Origin of the sequence: Fusobacterium sp. (genome assembly GCF_032477075.1) — a bacterium.
GTDB lineage: Bacteria > Fusobacteriota > Fusobacteriia > Fusobacteriales > Fusobacteriaceae > Fusobacterium_A.
This window is the reverse complement of record NZ_JAWDXO010000004.1, coordinates 1-23878: the sequence shown is the minus strand read 5'-3', so window position 1 is coordinate 23878 and position 23878 is coordinate 1. Positions and strand designations below refer to the sequence as shown.

15 protein-coding genes and 1 pseudogene are annotated in these 23878 nt (G+C 29.8%); 12 read left to right on the top strand and 4 right to left on the bottom strand.

Annotated features, from left to right (window positions below):
- The first annotated feature begins 63 nt into the window (after positions 1-63).
- The 5 genes from E6771_RS03085 to E6771_RS03065 all read left to right on the top strand — a co-directional run bounded on the left by E6771_RS03085 (position 64) and on the right by E6771_RS03065 (position 6605).
- Positions 64-1431: a sigma-54 interaction domain-containing protein gene (locus E6771_RS03085; RefSeq protein ID WP_316089610.1), complete on the top strand. Its 1368-nt coding sequence runs from the start codon at positions 64-66 to the stop codon at positions 1429-1431.
- 13 nt (positions 1432-1444) lie between these two features.
- Entirely contained in the window at positions 1445-2218 is a 774-nt protein-coding gene (locus E6771_RS03080) for a cyclase family protein (RefSeq protein ID WP_316089609.1), read from the top strand.
- 155 nt (positions 2219-2373) lie between these two features.
- On the top strand, positions 2374-2733 hold the full coding sequence (locus E6771_RS03075) for a hypothetical protein (RefSeq protein ID WP_316089607.1): 360 nt from the start codon (positions 2374-2376) through the stop codon (positions 2731-2733).
- Positions 2734-2760: 27 nt separating this feature from the next.
- Positions 2761-2910, top strand: coding sequence for a hypothetical protein (locus tag E6771_RS03070; RefSeq protein WP_316089606.1), 150 nt, complete (start codon positions 2761-2763; stop codon positions 2908-2910).
- Between the two features lie 275 nt (positions 2911-3185).
- Positions 3186-6605 (top strand): autotransporter outer membrane beta-barrel domain-containing protein, encoded by a 3420-nt coding sequence (locus E6771_RS03065; RefSeq protein WP_316089605.1) that lies wholly within the window; start codon positions 3186-3188, stop codon positions 6603-6605.
- Positions 6606-6662: 57 nt separating this feature from the next.
- Here the strand turns inward: E6771_RS03065 and E6771_RS03060 are convergent, their stop codons facing one another.
- Entirely contained in the window at positions 6663-7340 is a 678-nt protein-coding gene (locus E6771_RS03060) for an MmcQ/YjbR family DNA-binding protein (protein ID WP_316089603.1), read from the bottom strand.
- Positions 7341-7546: 206 nt separating this feature from the next.
- Between E6771_RS03060 and E6771_RS03055 the strand changes: the two genes are divergently transcribed.
- Positions 7547-7720 carry a hypothetical protein gene (locus tag E6771_RS03055; RefSeq protein ID WP_316089601.1) on the top strand — a complete coding sequence of 58 codons (174 nt, stop codon included), beginning with the start codon at positions 7547-7549 and terminating at the stop codon, positions 7718-7720.
- A gap of 315 nt (positions 7721-8035) precedes the next feature.
- Here the strand turns inward: E6771_RS03055 and E6771_RS03050 are convergent, their stop codons facing one another.
- Positions 8036-8248: a hypothetical protein gene (locus E6771_RS03050; RefSeq protein ID WP_316089600.1), complete on the bottom strand. Its 213-nt coding sequence runs from the start codon at positions 8246-8248 to the stop codon at positions 8036-8038.
- Positions 8249-8549: 301 nt separating this feature from the next.
- On the opposite strand from E6771_RS03050, the gene E6771_RS03045 reads away from it, so the two are divergent.
- From E6771_RS03045 to E6771_RS03030, 4 genes and pseudogenes are all read left to right on the top strand, one after another.
- Positions 8550-8885: a hypothetical protein gene (locus E6771_RS03045; protein WP_316089598.1), complete on the top strand. Its 336-nt coding sequence runs from the start codon at positions 8550-8552 to the stop codon at positions 8883-8885.
- Between the two features lie 614 nt (positions 8886-9499).
- Positions 9500-10159 carry a hypothetical protein gene (locus tag E6771_RS03040; protein ID WP_316089596.1) on the top strand — a complete coding sequence of 220 codons (660 nt, stop codon included), beginning with the start codon at positions 9500-9502 and terminating at the stop codon, positions 10157-10159.
- Between the two features lie 304 nt (positions 10160-10463).
- Positions 10464-20360 carry an autotransporter-associated N-terminal domain-containing protein gene (locus tag E6771_RS03035; RefSeq protein WP_316089595.1) on the top strand — a complete coding sequence of 3299 codons (9897 nt, stop codon included), beginning with the start codon at positions 10464-10466 and terminating at the stop codon, positions 20358-20360.
- 505 nt (positions 20361-20865) lie between these two features.
- Positions 20866-21148: pseudogene (locus E6771_RS03030) on the top strand (hypothetical protein); the annotation flags it as partial.
- On the opposite strand, the gene E6771_RS03025 reads toward E6771_RS03030, so the two are convergent.
- The gene (locus tag E6771_RS03025; protein ID WP_316089709.1) at positions 21098-21304 is read right to left on the bottom strand and encodes a TolC family protein; all 207 of its coding nucleotides are present in this window, start codon (positions 21302-21304) and stop codon (positions 21098-21100) included. The pseudogene E6771_RS03030 and the gene E6771_RS03025 overlap by 51 nt on opposite strands.
- Entirely contained in the window at positions 21301-21879 is a 579-nt protein-coding gene (locus tag E6771_RS03020) for a TolC family protein (protein ID WP_316089593.1), read from the bottom strand. The genes E6771_RS03025 and E6771_RS03020 overlap by 4 nt, the downstream gene beginning before the upstream one ends.
- A gap of 1067 nt (positions 21880-22946) precedes the next feature.
- On the opposite strand from E6771_RS03020, the gene E6771_RS03015 reads away from it, so the two are divergent.
- Both E6771_RS03015 and E6771_RS03010 read left to right on the top strand, forming a co-directional pair.
- A complete protein-coding gene (locus E6771_RS03015; RefSeq protein ID WP_316089591.1) occupies positions 22947-23528 on the top strand; it encodes a hypothetical protein in 582 nt (193 codons plus the stop codon).
- 17 nt (positions 23529-23545) lie between these two features.
- A partial coding sequence (locus E6771_RS03010; RefSeq protein ID WP_316089590.1) for an autotransporter-associated N-terminal domain-containing protein occupies positions 23546-23878 on the top strand: 333 nt, incomplete at its 3' end.

Here is a 23878-nt window from a genome sequence, read left to right as displayed (position 1 = left end):
AACTTATGAATTTACCACCAATATAAGTTATACTAAAAAAAGTATAAAATATCTGGAGGGACAATGAAGAAAAATATATTTAAAACTGCTATTGATCAATTGAATGGAGTGGCTATTACTGATGAAAAAGGAAGATATATTTATGTAAATAAAAGCTGGTCTGCTTATATGGGTTATGAACTTGAGCAGATAAAGGGAATGTATGTAAGAGATGTCTTCCCTACTACCTTGGTAGATGAAGTATTAAAAATAGGCAAAACTTTAGTAGGACAGCCATTTATCTTTGAGAATAGCATCATTAAACAGGGATTTTGTACATATATTCCTCTTTTTGATAATGATAAGATAATTGGAGTACTGGTTCATGTATTATTTAATCAAATGGAACAGGCCATAAACTTTACAGATACTCTAAATGATATGATTTCCAATATTGAGTATTATAAGCAGGAACTTAGAGAGATAAGGGGAGCCAAGTACTCAATAGATAATATTGTAGGTGAAAGTGAAGCTATCAGAAAAATGAAAGCCAAAATAGTAAAGACAGCAGGTTCAAATTCATCTGTACTCATTGAAGGGGAAACAGGATGTGGAAAAGAACTGGTGGCTCATTCAATACATGATTTGAGCAAACGTACATCTAATCCTTTTATTAAAATAAATTGTGCTGCTATTCCTGAAGAACTTATAGAATCAGAACTTTTTGGATATGAATATGGTGCTTTTACAGGAGCCAAAAAAGGTGGAAAAACAGGTAAATTTCAAATGGCAGATAAAGGGAGTATTTTTCTTGATGAAATAAATCAACTGTCTAATATACTGCAGCCAAAAATATTAAGAGTTTTACAAGAAAGGGAGATAGAGAGGGTAGGAAGCGAAAAAAGTATTCCAATAGATGTAAGAATAATTGCAGCTACAAATACTTCTCTTGAAAAAATGATTAAAGAAGGGAAATTCAGAAGTGATCTTTTTTATAGACTCAATGTTATAAAAATAAAGATTCCCCCATTGAGAGAAAGAAAAGAGGACATTTCTCTCATAGTAAAAGATATTATTAATAGATTGAATTTTCAACTGGGAATGCATATTGTCAAAGTCAGTGATGAGGTAAATGAAAAACTTATGGAATATGACTGGCCTGGAAATATAAGAGAATTACAGAATGTAGTGGAAAGAGCAATGAATATGTCTGATTCTTTAATACTTCAGTGGAAAGACTTTCAGGAATATTTTGACAGCAAATATTTAAAAAAATTAAAGAGAGCTAAATGCTCAGATAATTATGATATAAAAACTATAAAAAAAGATTTTGAAAAAGAGGTCATTATAGAAGCTTTAGAAAAAACTGAAAATAATAGAACTAAAGCTGCAGAACTGCTTGGAGTTTCACGGACTATGCTCTATAAAAAACTCAAGGAGTATGACCTCTAATACAGGAGGAAAAATGAGAAAAATAATAGATTTAAGTGTAGCAGTAGAATCAGGACTTCCATGTGATCCACCAAATCAAATACCACATATAAAGTATTGCAACCATAAAGATACAGCTGTTGAAATGGCAGGTTTTTTTGGAAACGCCACTGTTGCTGATTTATCTGAAGGAAATGGGTGGGCTATCGAATTTATCAATATATCTACACACAGTGGAACTCATATAGACGCACCATATCATTATTACCCTACTATGAACAATGGAGAAAAAGCATGGACAATAGATGAAATACCTCTTGACTGGTTTATTGGTGATGGGGTAGTAGTGGACTTCAGAACTAAAGGCGATGGATATAAGGTAACTGCTTCTGATATGGAAGAGTATTTTAAAAAAATAAATTATGAATTAAAAGCTGGAGATATTGTTCTTGTAATGAGTGGAGCTGCTGACAGATGGGGAACAAAGGAATATCTTACTGCTGGGTGTGGTATGAGTAAAGAAGCTACTCTATGGCTTACAGAAAAAGGAGTACAGGTAGTGGGAACTGATGGCTGGAGCTGGGACAGACCACTTCCTCTCATAGCAAAAGAGTTTAATGAAACAGGAAATAAGGATATCATATGGGAAGGTCATAGAGCTGGAATAGAAAAAGCATATTGTCATCTTGAAAAATTGACTAATTTAGATAAACTGCCAATAACTGGATTTAAGTTTTACTGTTTTCCAATTAAGATAAAAGCTGCCAGTGCTGGTTGGGTGAGGGCTGTTGCTATAATAGAAGAATAAAGTTCAAAAAGCATGGTGAATAACCATGTTTTTTATTATAGTTAATAAAATATATAAAGATAAATATTTAAAAAATAAAAATATTAACAATAAATATTGACAAAAATGTTTTTATGAAGTATATAATTATTAAAAGAATTAGGAGGTATTTTAAATTGGAAGACTATATAGTACTGGAATTTATAGATTACACAGATGACCATTGGAAATACTTTATAAAATTTGAAGAGGGAGAAGAGGAATATAACTGGTATATAACCTGTAAATTTCCCAATAACAGAAAACATTTAATCAAAGTAGATTTAAGAGATGAAAAAAGTTTAAAGAAATGTATGGAGCAGATATTCAGTGATAACAGCAAATATTATGAAATAGAATGGCTGAATGGAGTGGAAATAATAAAGAAACTCTTAAAAAAGAAATCAAGAAGAGATATAACATTTGAAGAATTGAAAAATGAAATGAAAATATTAGAAGAGATAATCAACAAACATAATGAAAATGAGATAGAGTAGTTGTGGAAAACATCAGAAAAAGTTCTGGTGTTTTTTTATTTTATAAAGAAATTCAGGATAGAAAATATAAAGGCACTCACTGATGAAATAAAAAGAATGGAAGAAAGAATCCTAATAAAAACTTCTGTTGAAATAATACAAAGATTAGAAAATAAAGAGTACTTTAAAATCAACTAAAATTGTTGCAGTTCTTAGATATGGATAAAGGCGAACTCTCCCAACTTCCGATATTAACGATTATAACCTTTAAGATTATAAAAGTCAAGATATAATATTTGTGTGTAAAAAAGTATCTTAAAATTGACATCTTAAAAATAGAGCTCTTTATTCTCATAAATATTCGCCTTTATCCATATAAGAGAACAGTTGCTATTTTTATAGAATTTAAGAATATTATATCTTCTAAAAATCACAATAAATAAAAAGCCTTAAATATCAATGGGGAGGAAAATATGATAGATCAGCTTATGAAAACAGTAAAAAGAGGAAATAAAAAAAGAAGTTTAAATATAACAATAGGAGCAGTAGTAGGATTTCTATTGTCATGCACAGCAGTAATGGGAGCAGATAATTATCTATGGATAAAAGATAATAATGGAAAAATAGAATTTAATACAGAAAAAACCACTGATATTGATGGAGAAGATGGAATTTGGAAAAATGAAAATCCATATAGTGAAAATACTTGGAATACAGGTGCCAAAACTTATGTAAATAATATGATATTATCATCAAGTGAAAATAATGGAAAAGATAAAATTGAAAATAGTATAATAGATATAAGCTATGGACTTAGATTAAGTGGAAATCTAAGTGGCTTGAATTTTATAAATAATAGTTCAATAACAGGAACAGGAAATAGTTTTGGTTATGGATTAATATTAGAAGGAAATCTTGGAAAATTAAATTTAATAAATAATGGAAATATAACTGGTACCAGTAGTGCTGGTTCTGGAATATATTTACAAAGTTCAACAATAGATGGATATATAAATAATAATGGAAGTATAATTGGTGCTACTAGTAGTGGAATTGGTATTAGTTTGGGAATATTTTTAAGTGGATCAACAATAAAGGGAGCTATAAATAATAGTGGAAGTATAACTGGTACTGGTGCTTATGCTTATGGAATATATTTAAGTAATAGTTCAACAATAAAGGGAGCTATAAATAATAGTGGAAGTATAGTTGGTACTGGTGGTGCTGGTTCTGGAATATATTTAAGTAATAGTTCAACAATAAAGGGAAATATAAATAATAGTGGAAGTATAACTGGTACTGGTAGTGTTGGCTCTGGTTATGGAATATATTTAAATAATTCAACAGAGGGAAATATAAATAATAGTGGAAGTATAACTGGAATTAGTACTGGTAGTGCTGGTTATGGAATATATTTAAGAAAGTCAACAATAGAGGGAGATATAAATAATAGTGGAAATATAACTGGTAATAATGTTGCTGTAGGTTTTGGAATATATTTAGATAATAGTTCATCAATAAAGGATATAAATAATAATGGAAGTATAGCTGGTACTGGTTATGGTATATGGAGTAATAACCCAGAGTTAGCAACAAATATAAATAATTCAGGGGTTATATTTGGAACTACCAGTGCTTTAAATCTAACAGGAAATGAGAAAATAAATAACTATGGGTTTTTAGTAAGTGAAAAAAGAGAAACAGTATCAGGAGTATCATCATACAGTAATCATGGACTTATTTTTAAGGCAAATGAAAGTGGATATATAGATAATAGTTCTGTTAATATGTTTGGAGAAAAAAATGAAGCAGATGGTTATATTATTATAAATACTAACGCAGATGTAGATGATGATTCTAAAATAAGTAATATGAAAAGTTTAGTATTGGAAAATGGAACTATATCAGATGATGATTCAAATGATGATAATAATCGAAAAGAAGAAATTTCTTCAGAAAAAAGATATGTCTTAAATGGAATAGAAGATACTCTTAAAGTTACAGGAATAGGAAATGAATTAAATAACAGTGTAGTTAATGCATATAAAACAGCAATAGTTATGGACAAGGATATGTCTACATTTACTCTTAATAACACAGTAGTAAATGGAGGAATTTTAGATGAGAGTACTGTAAATATATCAGGAGATAGAAATACTCTTACTATTCAGGGGGATTCCACTATAAACAGCAATGGTAATGCTATAACAGTATCTGGAGATAATAATGCTGTTACTTTAGAAGGAAATGCAGTAGTTAATGGAAAGATGGAATCAACAGGAAATAATACTCTTAATCTATATGGAAAAACTGATGATAGTAGAAATATTCTCCATGATATATCTGGATTTGTAAATATGAATATAGACAACAATGTAACATTCTTTGAAGATGTAAAAGTTACAGGAACAGATACAGTAACAGTATATCAGACAGGAGTATTAAATCTTAAATTAAAAAAAGATGATACAGCAAGAAGTACCATACCAACAGCAGCTCATGCTTTTTCAGGAACTGATGGAATGACAATAAAAGGAACTTCAGCAGAAGAAGCTGGAATTTTAAACTTCATAACAAATGGAATAGGAAGAGAAATAATAGTTGATATGGAAAATATAGAACTTGAAAATATGAAAGTGAAAGCAAATTCAATCATAGACAGGGCAGAAATCCATAAAGACTATATTCATTTAGGAGCAGGTTCAGATTTAAGCGGTATTGTAAATCCAAGAATAAGCAGATATGATTCACTTAATAAAATATATAAAAGTCTATACAGCAGTACAGATGAAAAAAATATTGATGCGTTGAGAAATATATTGGCTATGACTTTTCTTGGAGAAAATTATGACTATAACAATGGAAATAATGAGGAACAGCTTAAAAATCTTATGAGCTACTTAGGCAATGTCTATACAGAAACTCCATATTCATTCTCAAGTGAACTGTCAAGAAAATCAATGGGAATGTTCAGAGATGTAGTTACAGAGAATGATTTCAGACCAGACCTAAATAAATGGATGATAATGGGTGGACTTACTCATGGAGATGGAGGAACTAAAGACACTTACTATGGACAGAATTATCATGGATTTGATACAGGTACAGCAGATACAGATATGGATATGAAACTTAGTGGAGCTTATGCGCTGGGTAAATATGGATATTCTGAAAATGTATCACTGGGAATAACAGTTGGAGGAAACAGAAGTGAAGCAGAACTGTCAATGTCAAGAGTAAAGGGAAATAGCGGATATATAGGAATATTTGCAGAGAACTACAGAGGAAACCTTACACTGAAAGCAGGGGCAGGAATACAATACTCAGAGTATGACGCAGATAGAAGAACAATAGGTGGACACAGCTATGATGAGAAATATTCTGATATGACATATGATATCTACCTGAATGGAAGATATTTTCATAATATTGGAAATAACTTATTCTTAGAACCATATGGAACACTGTCATATACTTACATAAATCAAGATGGAACAGGTGAAGGAAACAAAGCCTTAGCTATAGAAACAGATTCAAAATCATTTGACTATACAACAGCTAAAGTGGGAGTAGACCTTAAAAAAGTGATACCACATGAAAAAGGAAAAAGTACACTGTCAGCAGGAGTGAGCTATACAAGATTGCTTAGTGGAGCAGATGAGGAATATATCACAGGAAGATTTAAAGGTGGAAGTGACTTTGATATCTTAGTTGCCCATAAGAATGAGCACAGTATAGGATTAAATGCAAAATATACTCTTGAACTTGAAAATGGAGTCTTATTCGATGTAAAAGGAATTTATGCGGTGGAAAGAGATTCTCATAATGGAACTGGAAAAAATAAAACAAAAGGTGAATGGATAGTAGGAGCAGGATTGGGGTATAAATTCTAGGAGAGCAGCATAGAAAGGCAGAGAAAGTAAAATCTCTGTCTTTTTTATCTTAAAATATCATCTTTTTTTCTTCACAAGATTAAAGCTCTCATCTATCAATAAATAAATTGTTTTAATTGGGATAGAGCCATCTAATTTAATAGTGAACCAGTGCTTTTTATTCATATGATAACCAGGGAGATAATTAACATTATCCACAATAGAAAGTATTTTATCTGGTGCTGCTTTTAAATCAATAATCTCAATTACTCCATCTTCATCTATTCCAACTTTTCTTTTTTCAACTTCTAATAAAGCTGCATACCATTTTTCACTTGATTTATCACGAAAAACAGCATTATTAGGAGTCTTAGGCCATAAATATTCTGGGCTGTCTTTATATTTTTCTGCTATATATATTACAATTTTTTTTGCATAGCCACTTTTAAATATTTCAGTTTTTGTGCATTTCTCAGCAATGTCTATAAGAATTTCTTCATATTCTTTTCTTATCTTTCCAACAAATCCTCCACTTATATTTTGGATATAAATTAGAGTGTACTCTTCATTAAGTTTTGTATCTATAATCTTAATATCAATTTCATTTGTTTCTTTGATATTTATGATTAAATTAAATGTATCATTCATTAAATTTTTTGAGTAAATATATTGCTTTTCTTTTTGAGTGAATCCATATGATAATAGATTTTTTATTATAAATTTTCGGTTATTAAATATTTTTCCTTGATAAAGCATATGTTCTCCTTTCCTTTTTTTATATTATATCATTCATAACGCACATATCAACAAGAAATAAATATCATATGATTAAATTGAAAGAAAAGAGAAGGCTTGGAAGAGAAGAAAGAGTTAGAAATAAAATTGAATTATAATTACAATAAATTTAAGAAGATGTTATAATCAAATTGAAAATAAATAAGAAATTTTTAAGGAGAAAATATATGGTAACAGGTGCAAGTAAGGAAAGTACAATAATTGGTTTAATAATAGGAATTGTAATAGCATTAGTGATAATCTATTATGATAAAAGAAAAAATAATAAAAGAAATGAAAAGAAGCTCCCTTCCCTTGGGAGCTTCTTTTTCCATATTGACAGTTTATATCACAAATTTTAATCTAATAAAGTTACTATTCAATATGAAAAACGATGCTCTAAAGGTAATGTTATAGATGTATTTAAAAACTTCTAAACTATAAATCTTTAACCTAGTTAAAGCCCAAGTATTTTTTTATTAATAATATCTTAAAAAAAATTTCTAGAAGGAAGTTCTTATTTTCCAGATTCCTCTGTCATTATATAAATATTTTTTATTTTAGTTATTGTAAAGGTCCCTTTTGCTATTTCATCAATATTTTTCCATTGATACGAACATTATCACCAATAAATTTATTAGTATCACCAAGGGTTAATGTAAAAAAACCTCCTAAACTTAAACATACTTTATCTTTACTATAATAATATTCTCCTTTTTTTCAAATAATGCTGAAAATGGCATATTGTATTTTGTTTCACCCTCTTCTGGAAGTGTAGAATCAATATGAGCGGTTTCCTGAGGTATTTCTTCTCTTTTTATTTCTTCACTCAATGAAAAACTAAATGAAAATAAAAAAGATAGAATTGATACAAATAAAAATTTTTTCATAAATTTTCTCCTTTTAGGTTTTATATAATTATGATAACTCATTTTAATAAAAAATACTATACTATAAAAAAACAAGATGTTTCTAAAAAAATAAATATTAGTTAATAATTATACTATTAAAGATTATTTTTTCATTATTTGTTGGCAAATGTTTTAATTTTTAATATATTTTTTTATATATTATTTAGATAAGAAGATATAAAAAAAGCTGAAGAAGTGAGGAACTAAAACAAGGAGATATAGGTTTTGCTTTTAAAACATGATATAATCTAGTTCTAATATTAAAATAATGGGAGAGATTATGGAGAGAAAGATTATTCATTGCGTATCAGAATTGAAATTTTTAGAGAATGACAACTTGATTTGTGAACAAAAATTAACATTAAAGTGGATATTGACTTGGGGATTTGGAGTTTTATTTTTTAGAAAAAGAAAAAGTGATGTTATTGATATAAAAAAAATTATAAAAATTAAAATTAATGAATCTTTTTGGACAGGAAATTTGATAATCATAGAAACTAGATCAACAATGTATTTGCTAGAAGCTGCAAGTAAAGAACATTTGAAATCAATGAGAGAGGTTTTAAATAATTCGCAATTAAAAGATAAATTAGAAAGAAAAAATAAAGTCCGATAAAACACTAAGATAAAAAATAAAGGGATTAGATATGGCTGATTCTTTGATATAATTTAATTATTAAAGTTTTGATAAAGGAGTAAAAATGTTTGCATCTAATATATTTCTTGATTATTTTATACTTTTGTTAATTTCATTTATAGTTTTTATATTTTCTTTTGTATTTTGGATAATAAATAAAAATAAGAATCTTAAAAAAGTAATGTTAATAGCTTTAGGAATATTTTTACTGATTTTACTGCTTGGTATTTCCGCTTTCTTTTATATTTTGTCAATGATAATGAAATATTAGCAGCTGAATATTAAAGAAGTTCTTATTTTTGATAATATATTTAAAATATGTTTCAATGAAAATACACAAGTCATTTGTGTATTTTTTATTTAGGTCAAGATTCTAAAGAAAAAGTTTATTCTTTTAATGTTGATATAGGTTTTGAAGATTATATATCAATTTGAATAATTTGATTGTTTAATGAGATACATTTTGAATGTAATTAAAAATGAAACAAATGTTATATTTCTATATTTTTTAACTCAAACAGAAGAAATTTGTAGAAATAATTAAAAAAATATAGTATGATAACAATTAAAGGTTTTAATTTGGGGGAAGATAGATGAACAGCAGAAAAAAAGAAATTATGAAATATGGAAAACTGATAAGCGGAATGTTTATGTGTGCTTTTGGATGTATATTGATATTAAAATCAGATTTAGGCTTATCCCCATGGGATGTTCTTCATCAAGGAATATCTAAAACAATAGGAATAACAATAGGTCAGGCAAGTATTGGTCTAGGAATAATGATAGTTGCAGTAGATATTTTTTTAGGGCAGCCAATAGGGTTGGGAACTGTATTAAATTTTTTGAGTATAGGAATTTTTATGGATTTAATATTATATCTTGATTTCATTCCAGTAGAGCAATCAATTATATATAGAATATTGCTTTTGATAGTGGGAATATTCTTTTATGCTTATGGAACATTTTTAAATATGGTACAGGGAATGGGATGTGGTCCAAGGGATGGTTTTTTACAGATACTTACAAAACGGACAAATATTTCTGTAGGAATGGTAAAAAATTGTATAGAGGTATTTGCTTTTTCAATAGGATGGATACTAGGGGGGAAATTAGGAGTAGGAACAATAGTAACAGCTTTAGGGTTAGGAATTTCACTTGCATATATTTTCAAGTTTTATGATATAGACTTAAAAGAATTAAAACATAGAAATATTAAAGAAGAGGTTGTTCATTTAAAAAAAGTATTTTTTTAAAATTTAAAGTAAAAGGCTGGATTAATTTTCAGCTTTTTTTATTTTCCTTCTTTTACTTAATATAGTTATTTATTATTTTTAAAAATTATATTTTAATATCACATTTTGTATCAAATGAAATACAAATATCATACCTTCTTAGTATTTTTAATATATTAATCTTTAAAGCAATGTATTGATATATTCTTATTAAACTATATTTTTGTATGAATTTTAAAAATATAAATTTAGCCTTTAAAAATAAAGGAATAGAAGTTTAATTTAGTATATCTTTATACCAAACATAGATAAAAGGAGGATTTTTATGAGAAAAAATGAAATTGAAAAAAATTTAAAAAATGTTCTGAAAAGAAAAGTTAGTTTTTCAATTTCTTTATTCGTAACTTTTCTAATAACTGGAGTAATAAGTTTCGCTTTAGAGAATACAGATATTAAAAATAATTATCAGATAAATGAAGAACAAATAAAAGAAAAAGAAGATAAAAATTATCAATTCTTTTTTAATTTTGAATATTTAAAAAATGGAAAGTCAAAAGATAGAACAAGTAAAGAATTTGCAGAGACAATAAGAGAAGTAAATAAATACTATGAAAAAGAAGTAAATGATAGGTTAGGAAAAGATAAAGTTGTGGAGGGAAATGGAGTAGTAGTAGGATCACATGTTAATAAAGAAACTCACGAGCCTAGTACAAAAGTAAAATTGGCAGGATTGAGTTATTTTGATGTTAGACCTGATATTATGATAAATGCTTTAATTCCAAAAATTACTATAGGAGAACGTCCACATGAGATTGAGAGATTTCAGCTTAATTTTTTAACAATAAATCAACCTGTTGTCACACTTCCAACAGTACCAAATGGGGTAACTGTAAATGTGGTAACACCAAGTGCAGTTGATACAATAGCAGTAACACCATCACCAATAACAACTCCAATTGCACCAACTGAGAAAAATATTATAGTAGCAACTCCAATTGCTCCTGAAGGATATGAACCTGTAATTATTATGGCACCTGAAAAACCAGCAACGCCTACTACACCAGAGGTTACAGTACTGACTCCTATAAATATTACATTTCAGGGAACAGGATTTGGGCAAGGAACAGCAACTCAATTTAATGTTAATCAAGGAATAGCAGCTATGAACTTCATCAGTTATTCATCATCTGGGATAGAAATTACAGCAAATGAAACTACAGTCAGCTGGATAGGAACAATGACTGCAGGAGGAAATTCAAATCTTCCTTCTAATTCTTCTTATACATTTTCAGCATTCAATACTTTTATAAGTGATGTATCAGATCATAATGTGGATGTGACAGGAAATTATACAATGAAATCAACTGCTACTACAAGATTTCCTATGTTTGTCAGTTTAAATCCGTATGAAGTAGGGAGGTCTTCTTCAGCAGACAAAACATTTGATTTTAAAGGAACTTTAACACTGTATGGAGTAAGTTCAGGAAGCAATGGAGGAATACTTGGATTTGAGCATCAATTATTAGCAGGTGGACCAAGTGGGACTACCAATATTCCTAATAATACCAACGGAAATACAACATCTATATTGAAAAACTCTGGAACTATTGATCTCCATGAGGGATACAATATGATAGGAATAATGATAGATACAGAATATATTAATAACAATCAGAATTCTTATTTTAGAAAAAGACCTCAAACTAGAAATGATGGGATTATAAAAATAAGTGCAGGAGCATATAAAAGTATAGGAATAGATTTTGGTTATTACCGTGTACATAATACTGCAAATTTAAGAGGACCAAATTCAGATGTTTATCTGGGAAATATAGAGATAGATGGGCAGCAAAGTTATGGATACAGGCAAAAGTATTATGGAAATCAATACTATGATATGACTACTTTCAATGGTTCAAATGGAATAATAAAAGTAAGAGGAAGTCAGAATGTTGGTATTTCTATAGCTGAAGGAATGTCAACAGGAGATCCTATTTCTAATGCTTCAGGTATGCAAATACAGGTAGGAGGAAGCCAAAATATAGGATTTTTGAGAAACAGCAATACTTCTGCAACAAATAACACAGCCATAGTTTTAGACAGCACAAAATTAGGAAATACTTTTGATTTTCTTCCAACAGCAACTCAAAGTACTCTTATCAGAAGTGATATAAATGAGATAATTTTAGATAAAAATTTAACACTAACAGCTGCAGGGATAAAAAATAGTGTTATGCAGGCTGGGGATACAGGAACAGTGACACTAAATACAGGACGAATTATATCAGCTGATATGGATCAGTTCTATGTTTTATCAGCAGGAGATTTTTTAAGTTCAACAGGGGCCAAAGTTCAAAATAGAGGAACTATAATTCTTGGTGGAGATCAAAGCATTGGAATAGCTGTAGCTACTGGAAACTCTGGAGTTAATAGTGGTAATATAAGTTATACTGGAAATAAAGGAACAGGGATATATAATCTAGGAACTTTTGATATAACAGCAGGGACACTGAGTGCTGATGGACAAGAGAGTGGGGTACTGTTCAATAAAAATGGAACTGTAAATATTACAGGAGGAATTGTAAGTGTAAATACTTCTAATGGGGCAACTGGAATATACAGTGATGCTGGAATAATAAATTCGACTATTGGAAGCAATTTAACTATATCAGTGGATGATATTACAAATACTAAAACTAAAGGTATAGCAATATATGCAGAAAATGGAGCAACAGTAAATCTTCAAGGAGTTAAAATAGATGCAAAGGAAAGTGCAGCAGGAGTAGCTTCTTCTGGTACTTCTACTCATATAGATTTACAAGGAGCAGAGCTAAAATATTCAGGAAATGGATATGCTGCATATTCTGATGGAGCAGGAACAATAAATTTATCAGATGCTAATTTGGTTCTTGCTGGGAAGGCAACGGGAGTAGAACTTGATTTACTTTCTCCTAAAGTAACGTTGAATAATACAACAATAACAATGATGTCAGATGAGGCTACAGTAGCAAATTTGAAAAATACAACAGGGCTTATAACTAGTAATTTAAAAACACTAATTTTAAATAGTTTGGGAACAGGAATTAATGTTGTAGATGGATTTGATGGAGTAACTACATTTAATAAATATAAAATAGCAACTGTAGATGGAGGAAATCTTACATTTGATGCAAACATGGATAAATATAATCAAAATGATACTAGTGATGGATATTTTTATTCCAGAAGATTTTTAGGACAAAGGCTTAATCTCACAGTTAATGCTGGTATTACAGTAACTGGTTCAACTGATACAGCCTATGCTGGAACATATTTCAATAATCAAGTGGTAGGATTGGAAATGAACTCAAGTACATCAGCAACAAGTGCAACAGATGCACAAATCAATTTACTGGCTAACTCTAAAGTAATAGCAGACAGAACAGATGCTGGAAATGGAGCAATTGGACTGTATATGAATTTTGGTAAAATAGATATAGCAAATGGAGCCAGTGTAGAAGTAGAAAAAGTAACTGGCGGAGGAAATGTTGTAAATAGCAAAGCTGTTGGAGTTTATGCAGTGAATGGAAGTACAATATCGAATGCTGGAGATATAACAGTAGGTGGAAATCAATCTATAGGTATTTTAGGAATGGCATACAGAGAAAAACCTGTAGGAACACCTATTGTTGGTGAGTTTGGAACTGGTGGTATCTTTGCTGATCAAGGAAAAGTAAATATAACTAACAGCAAAAATATAACTCTTGATGGAACAGGAACAGTTGGTATCTATGCAGATAATAATAATGCTTTAGGAACAAAAGCAGACACTGCTATAACAAATACAGCAGCAGGAATAATAACAGTTGGAGACTCAACAGCTTCAAATGCTGCTATAGGAATATATGGAGAGAAAGCTACAATTTCAAATCTAGGAACAATATCTGTAGGAGATGGTGGAGTAGCAATATATGCTAAAGAAGGAACAGAGATAACAAATCTAGGAACTTTAGATCTTGGAGATGATGCAGTTGGAGTAATGACAGATGGAAAATCAGATATTACAGCAACATCTGTAACATTAACTTCAAATGGAGTAGGAAATACAATTAGAGCAGGTATTTTATACAAAGGAACAGGAACAGAAACTAAAAATATAAATATGGCTATTGATGCTTCAGCTTTTAATAAAGGAATTGCTGTATATGTAGAAGATATGAGTGTTGTTTCAACTGGAACTTTAGATATTGGACAGGATGGAGTAGGAATATTTGTAAAAGGAAGTACTGCTAATACTGGAACTAATAAAAGTAATATTAATCTTGTTGCTTCAAAAACAGGAGCAATTGGAATGTACTCAAAAAGAGGGAATCTTGTTAATGACACTACTGGAGTAATAAATCTAAATGATTTAACACAAACAGCTATTTATGGTGAAGGAACTAATACAAAAGTTTTAAATAATGGAATTATTAATTTAAATGTAAATGGAGCAAAGGGGATATATATAAAAGATGGAGCTACTGCAGAAATAAATGGGAACAATATAGCTTTCATTGGAAATACAAGTATTGGAACTTATGCAGAAAATGCAGTTGTTAAAATAAAAAATAATATATCTTTTGCTCAAAATAATGAAAATAAAAATATGTTTATATATGGAAAGGGTGCCACAGTAGAGATAGACGCTGGCAGAGTAATGACTGTAAATGGAATGACACCAGCAACGACTCCTGGAAATAAAACAGTTGGAATCTATCTTGAAAATGCTGGAACTGGAAGTACATTTATGAGTAATACAACAGGACAGCTGAATGTTATAAATGAAGCTGTGGGTATCTACTCTAAAGGAAATAATAATCTAAATGTAAACATAACAGCAACAGGAGAAAAGACTATAGGAACTTTCATTGAGAGTGCTTCTACTATATCAGGAACTGCAACAGCAAGAGGAGCAACAGTGGTAGGAGCAGTAGGAGTATATGCAAATGGAGGAGCAGTAACTGTAGGTTCAGGAGGACTTGCTCTTAATACTGATCTTGGTAAAGGAACAGGAATGTATCTTACTAATGGAGCTTATGCATCTGGAGGAGCTATAACTGTAAATAATACAGCTACTGGAACTAAAAATATAGGATTATACTATAGTAAGGGTACATCTAGCAGCACTGTAACAAATGGATCAGCTATCAACCTTATAGGTAATGATAGTATAGGAATATATGCAGCAGATGGAATAACTATGGCAAATAATACTAATATTACATCTACTTCAGGAAGAACAGGAAATATTGCTTCATATGCAGGAGGAGGGTCTCAACTTACTTCATCAGGAACTATCACTATGAATGATAATGATAGTATAGGAATATATGTAGAAGAAGGGAGAGGAATTAACTCTGGAGCTATTGTAATGAATGGTGTTGCAAGTACACCTACTACATCAGTTGTAGGTATGGCAGCTGAAGCTAAAGTTGGAAAAACAGCAGCAGCGGAAAATGCTTCAGGAGGAACAATAACAGCAGGTGCTAACCTTGGAATGTATGTAGGAGGAGCAGGAGCAAGTTCAGGTAGAAATGCAGGAACAATATCAGCTGCTACAGGAACAGGAGTATATGTAGATGGTGTTGCCAACAATTTTAATGGAACTGGAGGAACAATATCAGCAGGTAAGATAGGAATGTATCTTAAAGATACTGGAACTAATAAAATAATTGCAGGGGCTTTAAATATAGGTTCAGGGGGAGTTGGAATATATGGAGAAAATGCAGAAATTGATTTTGCAGTAATTACTGCAGGAACAGGAGTGATAGGAGTTGCAGCTAAAGATAATACAGTTATATCTGGAAATGTAACTGTTGATGATGATTCTATTGGAGTATATGTACTGGATAATACAGTAATCCTAGATGGAATTACAGTTATAACAGGAGTAGAAAATTCAAGGATTCCAATAGGAATTTTTTATAAAGATACAGTAGGAATAACTTCGTTAAGTAATGTAAATATAGATGCTAAAGATGGCATTGGTGTATATTTAGGAAATGATACTGGAATACCATCAGGTGTTACACTTGCATTCAATGGTCATTTAAAAACTGAAAATGGAGTAGGGATATATGTTCCTAAATATGCATCTTTAACAGCAGGAAATACAACCATTGATATAAATGGTGGAACTGGAATATATATTGATGAAGGAACAGCAAATCTGGCTTTAGGAGGAAATCTGATCTTCAATTTTGGTGCAAATGGTGGAATAGGAATATTTAATAATGGTGGAAATATGACTGTAGGAAACAATGCTGTTATTAATGGAATGGGATCTTTTGGTGTAGCCAAAAATGGAAGCTGGTACTCTACAGGTAACTTTTCAGTAGGAGAAAAAACTGCTGGACTCTTAGGAGAATATGACAATTCAATGCTTAGTCCTCAAAATATAACAAATACAGGAGTTATAAATGTATTCTTTGGAGGGATAGGGCTAGCAGCAATTGTAGGACCAACATCTCCAACATTTGGTGTAAATATAATAAATACTGGAACTATTACTTCATCAGGACAATCTTCAAATAATAACCTTGCAATAGGAATCTATTCAGAAGTGGCTGATATAGTTAACAGTGGAAATATAACAGTAGGTTCATATGGAATAGGAATATATACAAATGCTGGAACAACACCTGTTTCTATACAAAATGATAATATTAATTTAATAGGTGTAGATGGAATAGGAGTATATATTAAAGGGGCAACAGATGGCTTCACAACAAATAATATAAACTCTGCAACAGCAGGAAATACAGGAGTAGTTCTTGAGGGAACAGCAGGAAATATAAATCTGGGAACTATAGCATTAGGAGATGAAAGTATAGGGGTAATAGCAGTTTATGGAACTAATGCAACAGTAAATGGAAATATATCAGTAGGAGATAGAAGTGATACTAGAAACTCTGTAGGAATAGCAGTTTCATTAGGAACTACTTTGACTATTGACCCTGCAGCTCAAATATCAGCTGGAATAAATGGAATAGGGATATATGCTGAAACTGCTGCAACAACAGTAAATATAGGAGATATTGGAAAAGTATCAGTAGGAGATAATGGAATATATGTATATTCTGAAGGAGCAGGAATTAATTTTACAGGAAATCTTTTAGTAAAAAATCAGATAGGAATAGTTGCTGATGGAGGAAGTATTAATGCCAGCAATTCTTCAATAACTGTTCAAGATGGAGGAATAGGAATTTATGTAAAAGAGATAGTTCCATCTTTTGGAACTACAACAATTGATATTCACTCAGGAAGAGAGGACAGATATTCAATAGGTGTATATTATGACAGTGTACCACTTATAGGAACAGCTCCTACAATTACTGATACAGGAGATTATACAATTGGAATGATGATGAATAATTCAACTGGAGTAACGCCTTATGGATTTACTATTGGGAATGTAGGAAGTCATAAAATAGGTTTAGCAGCCAAAGGAAATTCAACATTGACAGTAGGAGGAGATATAACAGTTAATGGAGATAATAATATAGGAAATTATGGAGAAAACAGCAGTATAACAGTTAATGGTGATATATTAATCGGCAATTCATCAGAAGATAATGAGTTGAAAAAATCTTCAATAGGTAGTTATTTGAAAACAGGAGTATATAAAGGAACAGGATCTTTAACAGTGGGAAATTATGGAATAGGAGTATATGCTGAAAAATTAGAAACAGGAAGTACCATAACACAAACTGGAAGTGATATGTCTGTAGGAAAACATGGAGTTGGAATATTTGCTTCTGGAGATAGTGAAGTTAAACTGGTGATGAATAATAAAATAGCAATATCTTCTGAAAATTCAGTAGGGGTATATACTGAAAATGTAGACTCTTCTGTAAATGGTAATATGGATATAGGTTCTGATTCAAGTATTGGTATTTTAAGTCTTGGAACTGGAAATATAAATTACTCTGGAAATATTGACATTGCAGATAAAAATACTGCTGCCTCAGCAGGAATATACAAAATAGGGGGAACAGGAATAATAACTGTGTCTGGAGATTGGAATATAGGTATCAGCGGATATGGGATATATGCTCAACAGCAAACAGCAGCAACTGCTAAAGCTTTAGATTCAATAACTATTAATAATAATGCTGACATGACTTTAGGAACATCAGCAATAGGGATATTCTCTGAAGGAAATAATAAGGTAAATAACTTCGGAAATATTAAAGTTGGAGCTACAAATACTAATGGGGATCCTTCAAATCTTGAAAAACATGAAAATTCAGTTGGCATTTATTTGGCAGGAGGAAGTACAGGACTGAATACTACATCAGGAAATATAACTGTAAACTATGAACATTCAGTAGGTGTTTATGTAACAGGTCTAGGAACATCATTTATAAATGAAGGAATAATCAACATTGATAATGGTGGAATAGGAATACTGGTTCAAAATAAAGGAACAGCAGAAAATAAGGGAACAATTAATCTTGGAAGTGGTCTTTCATCATCAGGAGTTTCATCTCTTGGAATGGCAGCATATAATGGTGGAACTATTTTTAATAGTGGGACAGTGAATGTTGATAAAGGAACAGGAATATATGTGGGAAGCGGAGCTGCTATAACTAATACAGGAACAATAAATGTAAATAATGGTATAGGAGTGGAAGGAAAAGGAACTTTAGTAAATTCTGGAACAATAAATGTAACAGGTAGTGGAACTCCAATCAGTACTTCTGAGACAAGTGAGAATTTAGGAAGTGTTGTTATAAAACCAGATGGAACTATATATATTAATGATAAATATGTAGCTATAGGTGGAACATTAACAACACTAAGTTCAATAGTAGTAAAAGGTGCATATGTAGATGTTACAACAAAAACTCCCCTGTTCAATGCTTCAAATATAACAGGAGAAGTAAAAATACTGCCAAATTTTGCTCTTACAGGAAATGGAATTTCATATGAAATAAAAGGTTTTGTAAATACTGCCAGTGGAACAGTAGATGGAAATAAACTATCAGCAGTAACATCTCCAATGTTTGTATCAAAGATAACTGATAAAGGAGATTTAGTTATAGCTAAAGTACCATATGCAGATTTAACTATTGGAAGTCAATATGATGCTTTGGATAAAGGTCTTGATAATATTTTGAGAAACAGTAATGGAATAGGAAGAGATGCAGATATATTAAAAGGATTAAACTCTTATTTAGATGGACTTCCTGAGGAAAACTTTGCTGTGGAAACAGAGAGAAAGATAGCTCAGACAAGAGGAGATATCTATGCAACTATTCAAAGAAGAATGCAGGATATAAATAGAGCTTTTGATAATTCATTTTATGAGATGGAGTCATCAAATAACTTTACAGATGACAGTAATAAATTTAGTGTGATATATACAGATGGGAACTATAAAGATGGGACAACAGGAATAGACGATTATGATTATAAAGTAATAGGACTTATGTACATGAAGGAAAAAGAAGATAGTGAAACAGGAGATAAATATGGATATACATTAGGATTTGCAGGTTCAAAATTTAAGTTTAAAGATGATGGAGGTTCTAAAGAGGATGTATATTCATTGAGAGCAGGGGTACATAGGGTAAAAAATTTAAGTGAAGAACATAAGGTGTCATGGTTAACAAGAGCAGAACTTGGTTATGACAGACATATAGCAAAGAGAAAGCTTGCATTGCATAAAGCTTATGAAAATAAGGGAGAATACAATACATATTCAGTAAGTTTAGATAATAAATTAAATAAAGTAATACATAAAGATACAGAGAAAGAATTAAATGTATATGGAGAACTGAATCTTGAATATGGAAAAGTAGGAAGCTTTACAGAAAAAGCAGGAAGTAAGGGAGGGCTTGAAGTAAGAGTAAAAGATAATGATTACTTAAGCGCAGAAGTAGGAATAGGATTGAAAGGAAAACAAAGGATATACGCAAAAGAGCAGGTATCAGTAAGAGTAATAGGAGATGTAAAATATGCCTATGAATTAGGAGATAACTATGATGGAAACAAAGCAAAATTAAAAAATGGAGATGAAGGATATTACAGCCTGATAACACCAGAAAAGAAAAAAGGAGCAGTAATAGGAAAAATAGGAATAGCAATAGAAAAAGAAAACCATATGGGGGTAACATTTGAAGTAGAGGCAGCAAATGAGCAGCATAGAAAAGATACTTCAATAAGATATGGAGTAAGATTTAATTATAAATTTTAATTGAGATATTTTATATAAAATATTTATATTTACTTTTGAAGTATACCAAGAATTAATACAATTATATAGATAAAAAAGAGATAAGTTGCAAAGGAAATTCATTTTCTTTGTAACTTATTTTTTTTGTAAAGATTACTTTTGGTTTTTTATCTTATTTAAAATTTTTTATTATTCTAGAAAATTTATTTTATGATTTTTTTAATGCAATATAGTAAAGAACATAAAATTTAATGAATTATTATTATCTTTAATTATATAAAAATTTATAATTTAATATTATAGATATATTTGATATTTTTTTATCTTTATGTCAACTATTAAAATTATATAATTTGATTGTATATATAATATGTCAACTAATTATTTTTTTAAAATTTAATTATATTATCTTTTTTAAATCACGATTTCAGAATATTTGTTAGTCATATTATATGAGAAAGGAGGATTTTTTACTATTTTAAATTAAAGTTAAAAAATAAAATTTATTCTTAAGGAGGAAAGAAATATGAAGAAAATTTTGGGAATATTTCTTTTATTATCTTGTCTGACAACAACACTTTATTCACAAGAGATAAGTGAAAAAGAGGGAAAAAAGTTCTTGAACAGATAAGAAGAGAGATACAGTCTGAAGAAAAAGCAAAGCAAAAAGCCATTGAAGATGCTGAAAAAGTAAGAATTGCTGCTAAAAAGGCAGAAGAGAAAAAAGGAAAAAAATAATTGAAGATATTAGAAGAGACTTAAATGAATCTCTTGAGGAAAAAGTATTTAGAAGTGAAAACACTACTGACACTTTCTAAGCCTATTGAACCAAACAATATTAATTTTGGTTTTAGATCAGCTCTTGCTGATTTTGTACGAGCAATTTGAGCTTCCAATTGGTATTCAGCTGCTTGTATGTCAGGTCTTTGTCTTAAAGCTTCAGCAGGAATTCCAACATAGATCATTTCATCAATATTTGGAAGAGCTTTTTTTCTATTAGAATTTTTTCAAGACTTCCTGACAGTTGTCCTGTAAGTACTGCTAAATTATTTAGTGTTTCCTCTATACTTATTTTTATAGTAGGAATGGTAGACTTAGTTTGACTTGCTGTATACTTAGCTTGATTTAGCCCTAATCCATCTATTAGTCCATTATTATATTTTGACTGTAATAACTGAACTGTATTCTCTTGTAAACTTAGATTGGCTTCAGCTATTGATAATCGTTCTTGTAAAGTTCTTAAAGATAAGTAATTGATTGCTACCTCTGATGTCAAAGTGACCCATGCTGCATGAAGTTGAGCATGCTGTGTTTGTAAATCAGCTGTTGTAGCATCTACTTTATACCGATTTCCACCAAAAATATCAATTTCCCATGAAGCATCTATTCCTAATTTATAGACATTAGCAATTCCACTTTGATTAGGAGAATTATCAGATGTTTGTTTTCTTTCCCAGCCATTATTACTATCAAGCCATGGAAGTAGTTCAGCTTTGCTTATTCCTAACGCAGCTCTGGCTTCAGTAACTTTTGTCCACACTTCTTGCAAATTTTTATTATTGCTTAAAGATAAATTTATAAGTTGTGTGAGAGTTTCATCTTCTAAAACTAACCACCAATTAGATAATACTTCTAAAGAAATATTTTTTTGAATTTTATTATCAAAATATGAATTTTCATATTTTGTTGATAATTCTGTCCATTTCTGTTGCTTAGATTCAGAAAATTTTTCTGATACTGTTGCTTGCGAGTTACTACAAGAAACAGTCAGTAGAATTATTGGTACATAGTAAAATATTTTTTTAATTTTTTTCCCATGAGGTGACCTTCTGTTTTTTAATTCAAAATAAAATTTAATTGTTGAGATTAAGGAAAAGCTAGAATATATTTTATAATTTTTAATATACCATCCTAATTAGATTTTTTTTATTCTATCAAAAAAAGAAGAAATTTTTTCCTTCTCTAAATATTAAAATAAACATTCAATAAAAACCCTTTAATCTATATTTTAATTAAATATTCCTTTTCTTTTTTATAATTTAATAATTTTTTATTATGTTCTTTTAATTTTTTATTGTATGACGAAAATTATTTTTATTTTTTGAATTAATAATCTCATTCATTGAATACAATTTGTCTGATTAAATACCTTTATTTTTTTATAATTTAAATAGATTATATTTTAGAGGGAATAAAATTACAATTAGTAATTGTATATGTAAAGGAATGAAATATTTAATTGAATATTTTAAAGTTATCAAAATTCTCAAAAAATGGATTTTTATTTATTTATTTTCATTGTATAAAACTTTCAAAGAATATTAAATGTTTTTAATTATAAAAAAATTAAAATCTACATTTAAACATACATTTATACTTTTATTTATTTTAATGTCAACAATTATCATGCATATATTTAATTTTTAATTGTGTGTAAAAAACAATTATGTTATAATTATGTTAAATAAGGGCGTATGTTAACCAATTTGTTTTAATAAAAATGATATGGTTACCTTTTTAAAATCATGTTTTTAAAATATTTGTTTGTCATTTTTGAAAGAAAATAATAATAAAAAATGGAGTTTAATCTTAAGGAGGAAAGAAATTATGAAGAGAATTTTGGGGATATTTCTTTTAATATCTTGTTTAACAACAGCACTTTATTCACAAGAAGTAAGTGAAAAAGAAGGAAAAAAGGTTCTTGAACAGATAAGAAGAGAAATACAGGCTGAAGAGAGAGCAAAACAAAAAGCTATTGAAGATGCAGAAAAAGCAAGAGAAGCTGAAGAAAAAGCTAGAATTGCTGCTGAAAAGGCAGAAGAGAAAAAAGGAAAGAAAATAATTGAGGACATCAGAAGAGATATGAATGAATCTCTTGAAGAGAAAGTATTCAGAAGTGAAAATACTCCTGAATCAAGAATTGCAGCAGCAGGAGCAGCTTTTGAAATAGGTAAGGAAAGAATGGCTTTCCTAAAGATGGAAGAAGAAGAAATCATGAAACTTGAAGAAGTTTTGGGGATGGAAACAGATGAAAACAGAGTATTTTTAAGTCAAAAATTTGATGAAGTATATGATAAGTTCAAAACTAACAATAATGAGATTGAACTTCTTTTACTTGAAAATGAGAAGCTTAATGAATACTTGAGTAGACTAGATAAAATGGAACAAAAAGTAAGAGCAGGAAATTAAATAAAGGGGGAAGATTTGTGAGAAAAGGTGATATTGAAAAATCTCTAAAAAGATTTTTAAAAAGAAAAGTCAGTTATTCTCTTTCACTTTTGATAGCCTTCATGATAACAGGAGGAATATCTTTTGGAGCAGGAATAACAGCAGAGGAAATACAGGAAACTAAAGGAGATCTTTTAACTAAGATACAGACAGAGCGCGAAGAAATAAAAAGCAAAATAGCAGAAAATGAAAGACTGATAAAAGAATATAATTCAGATTTTGTGGAACTTGTAAGAAAGGGAGATTTTTACTCTAAACCAACATTCAATAGTACACAGGTATTTTTGTCATATCAATATTTAGATAATGGA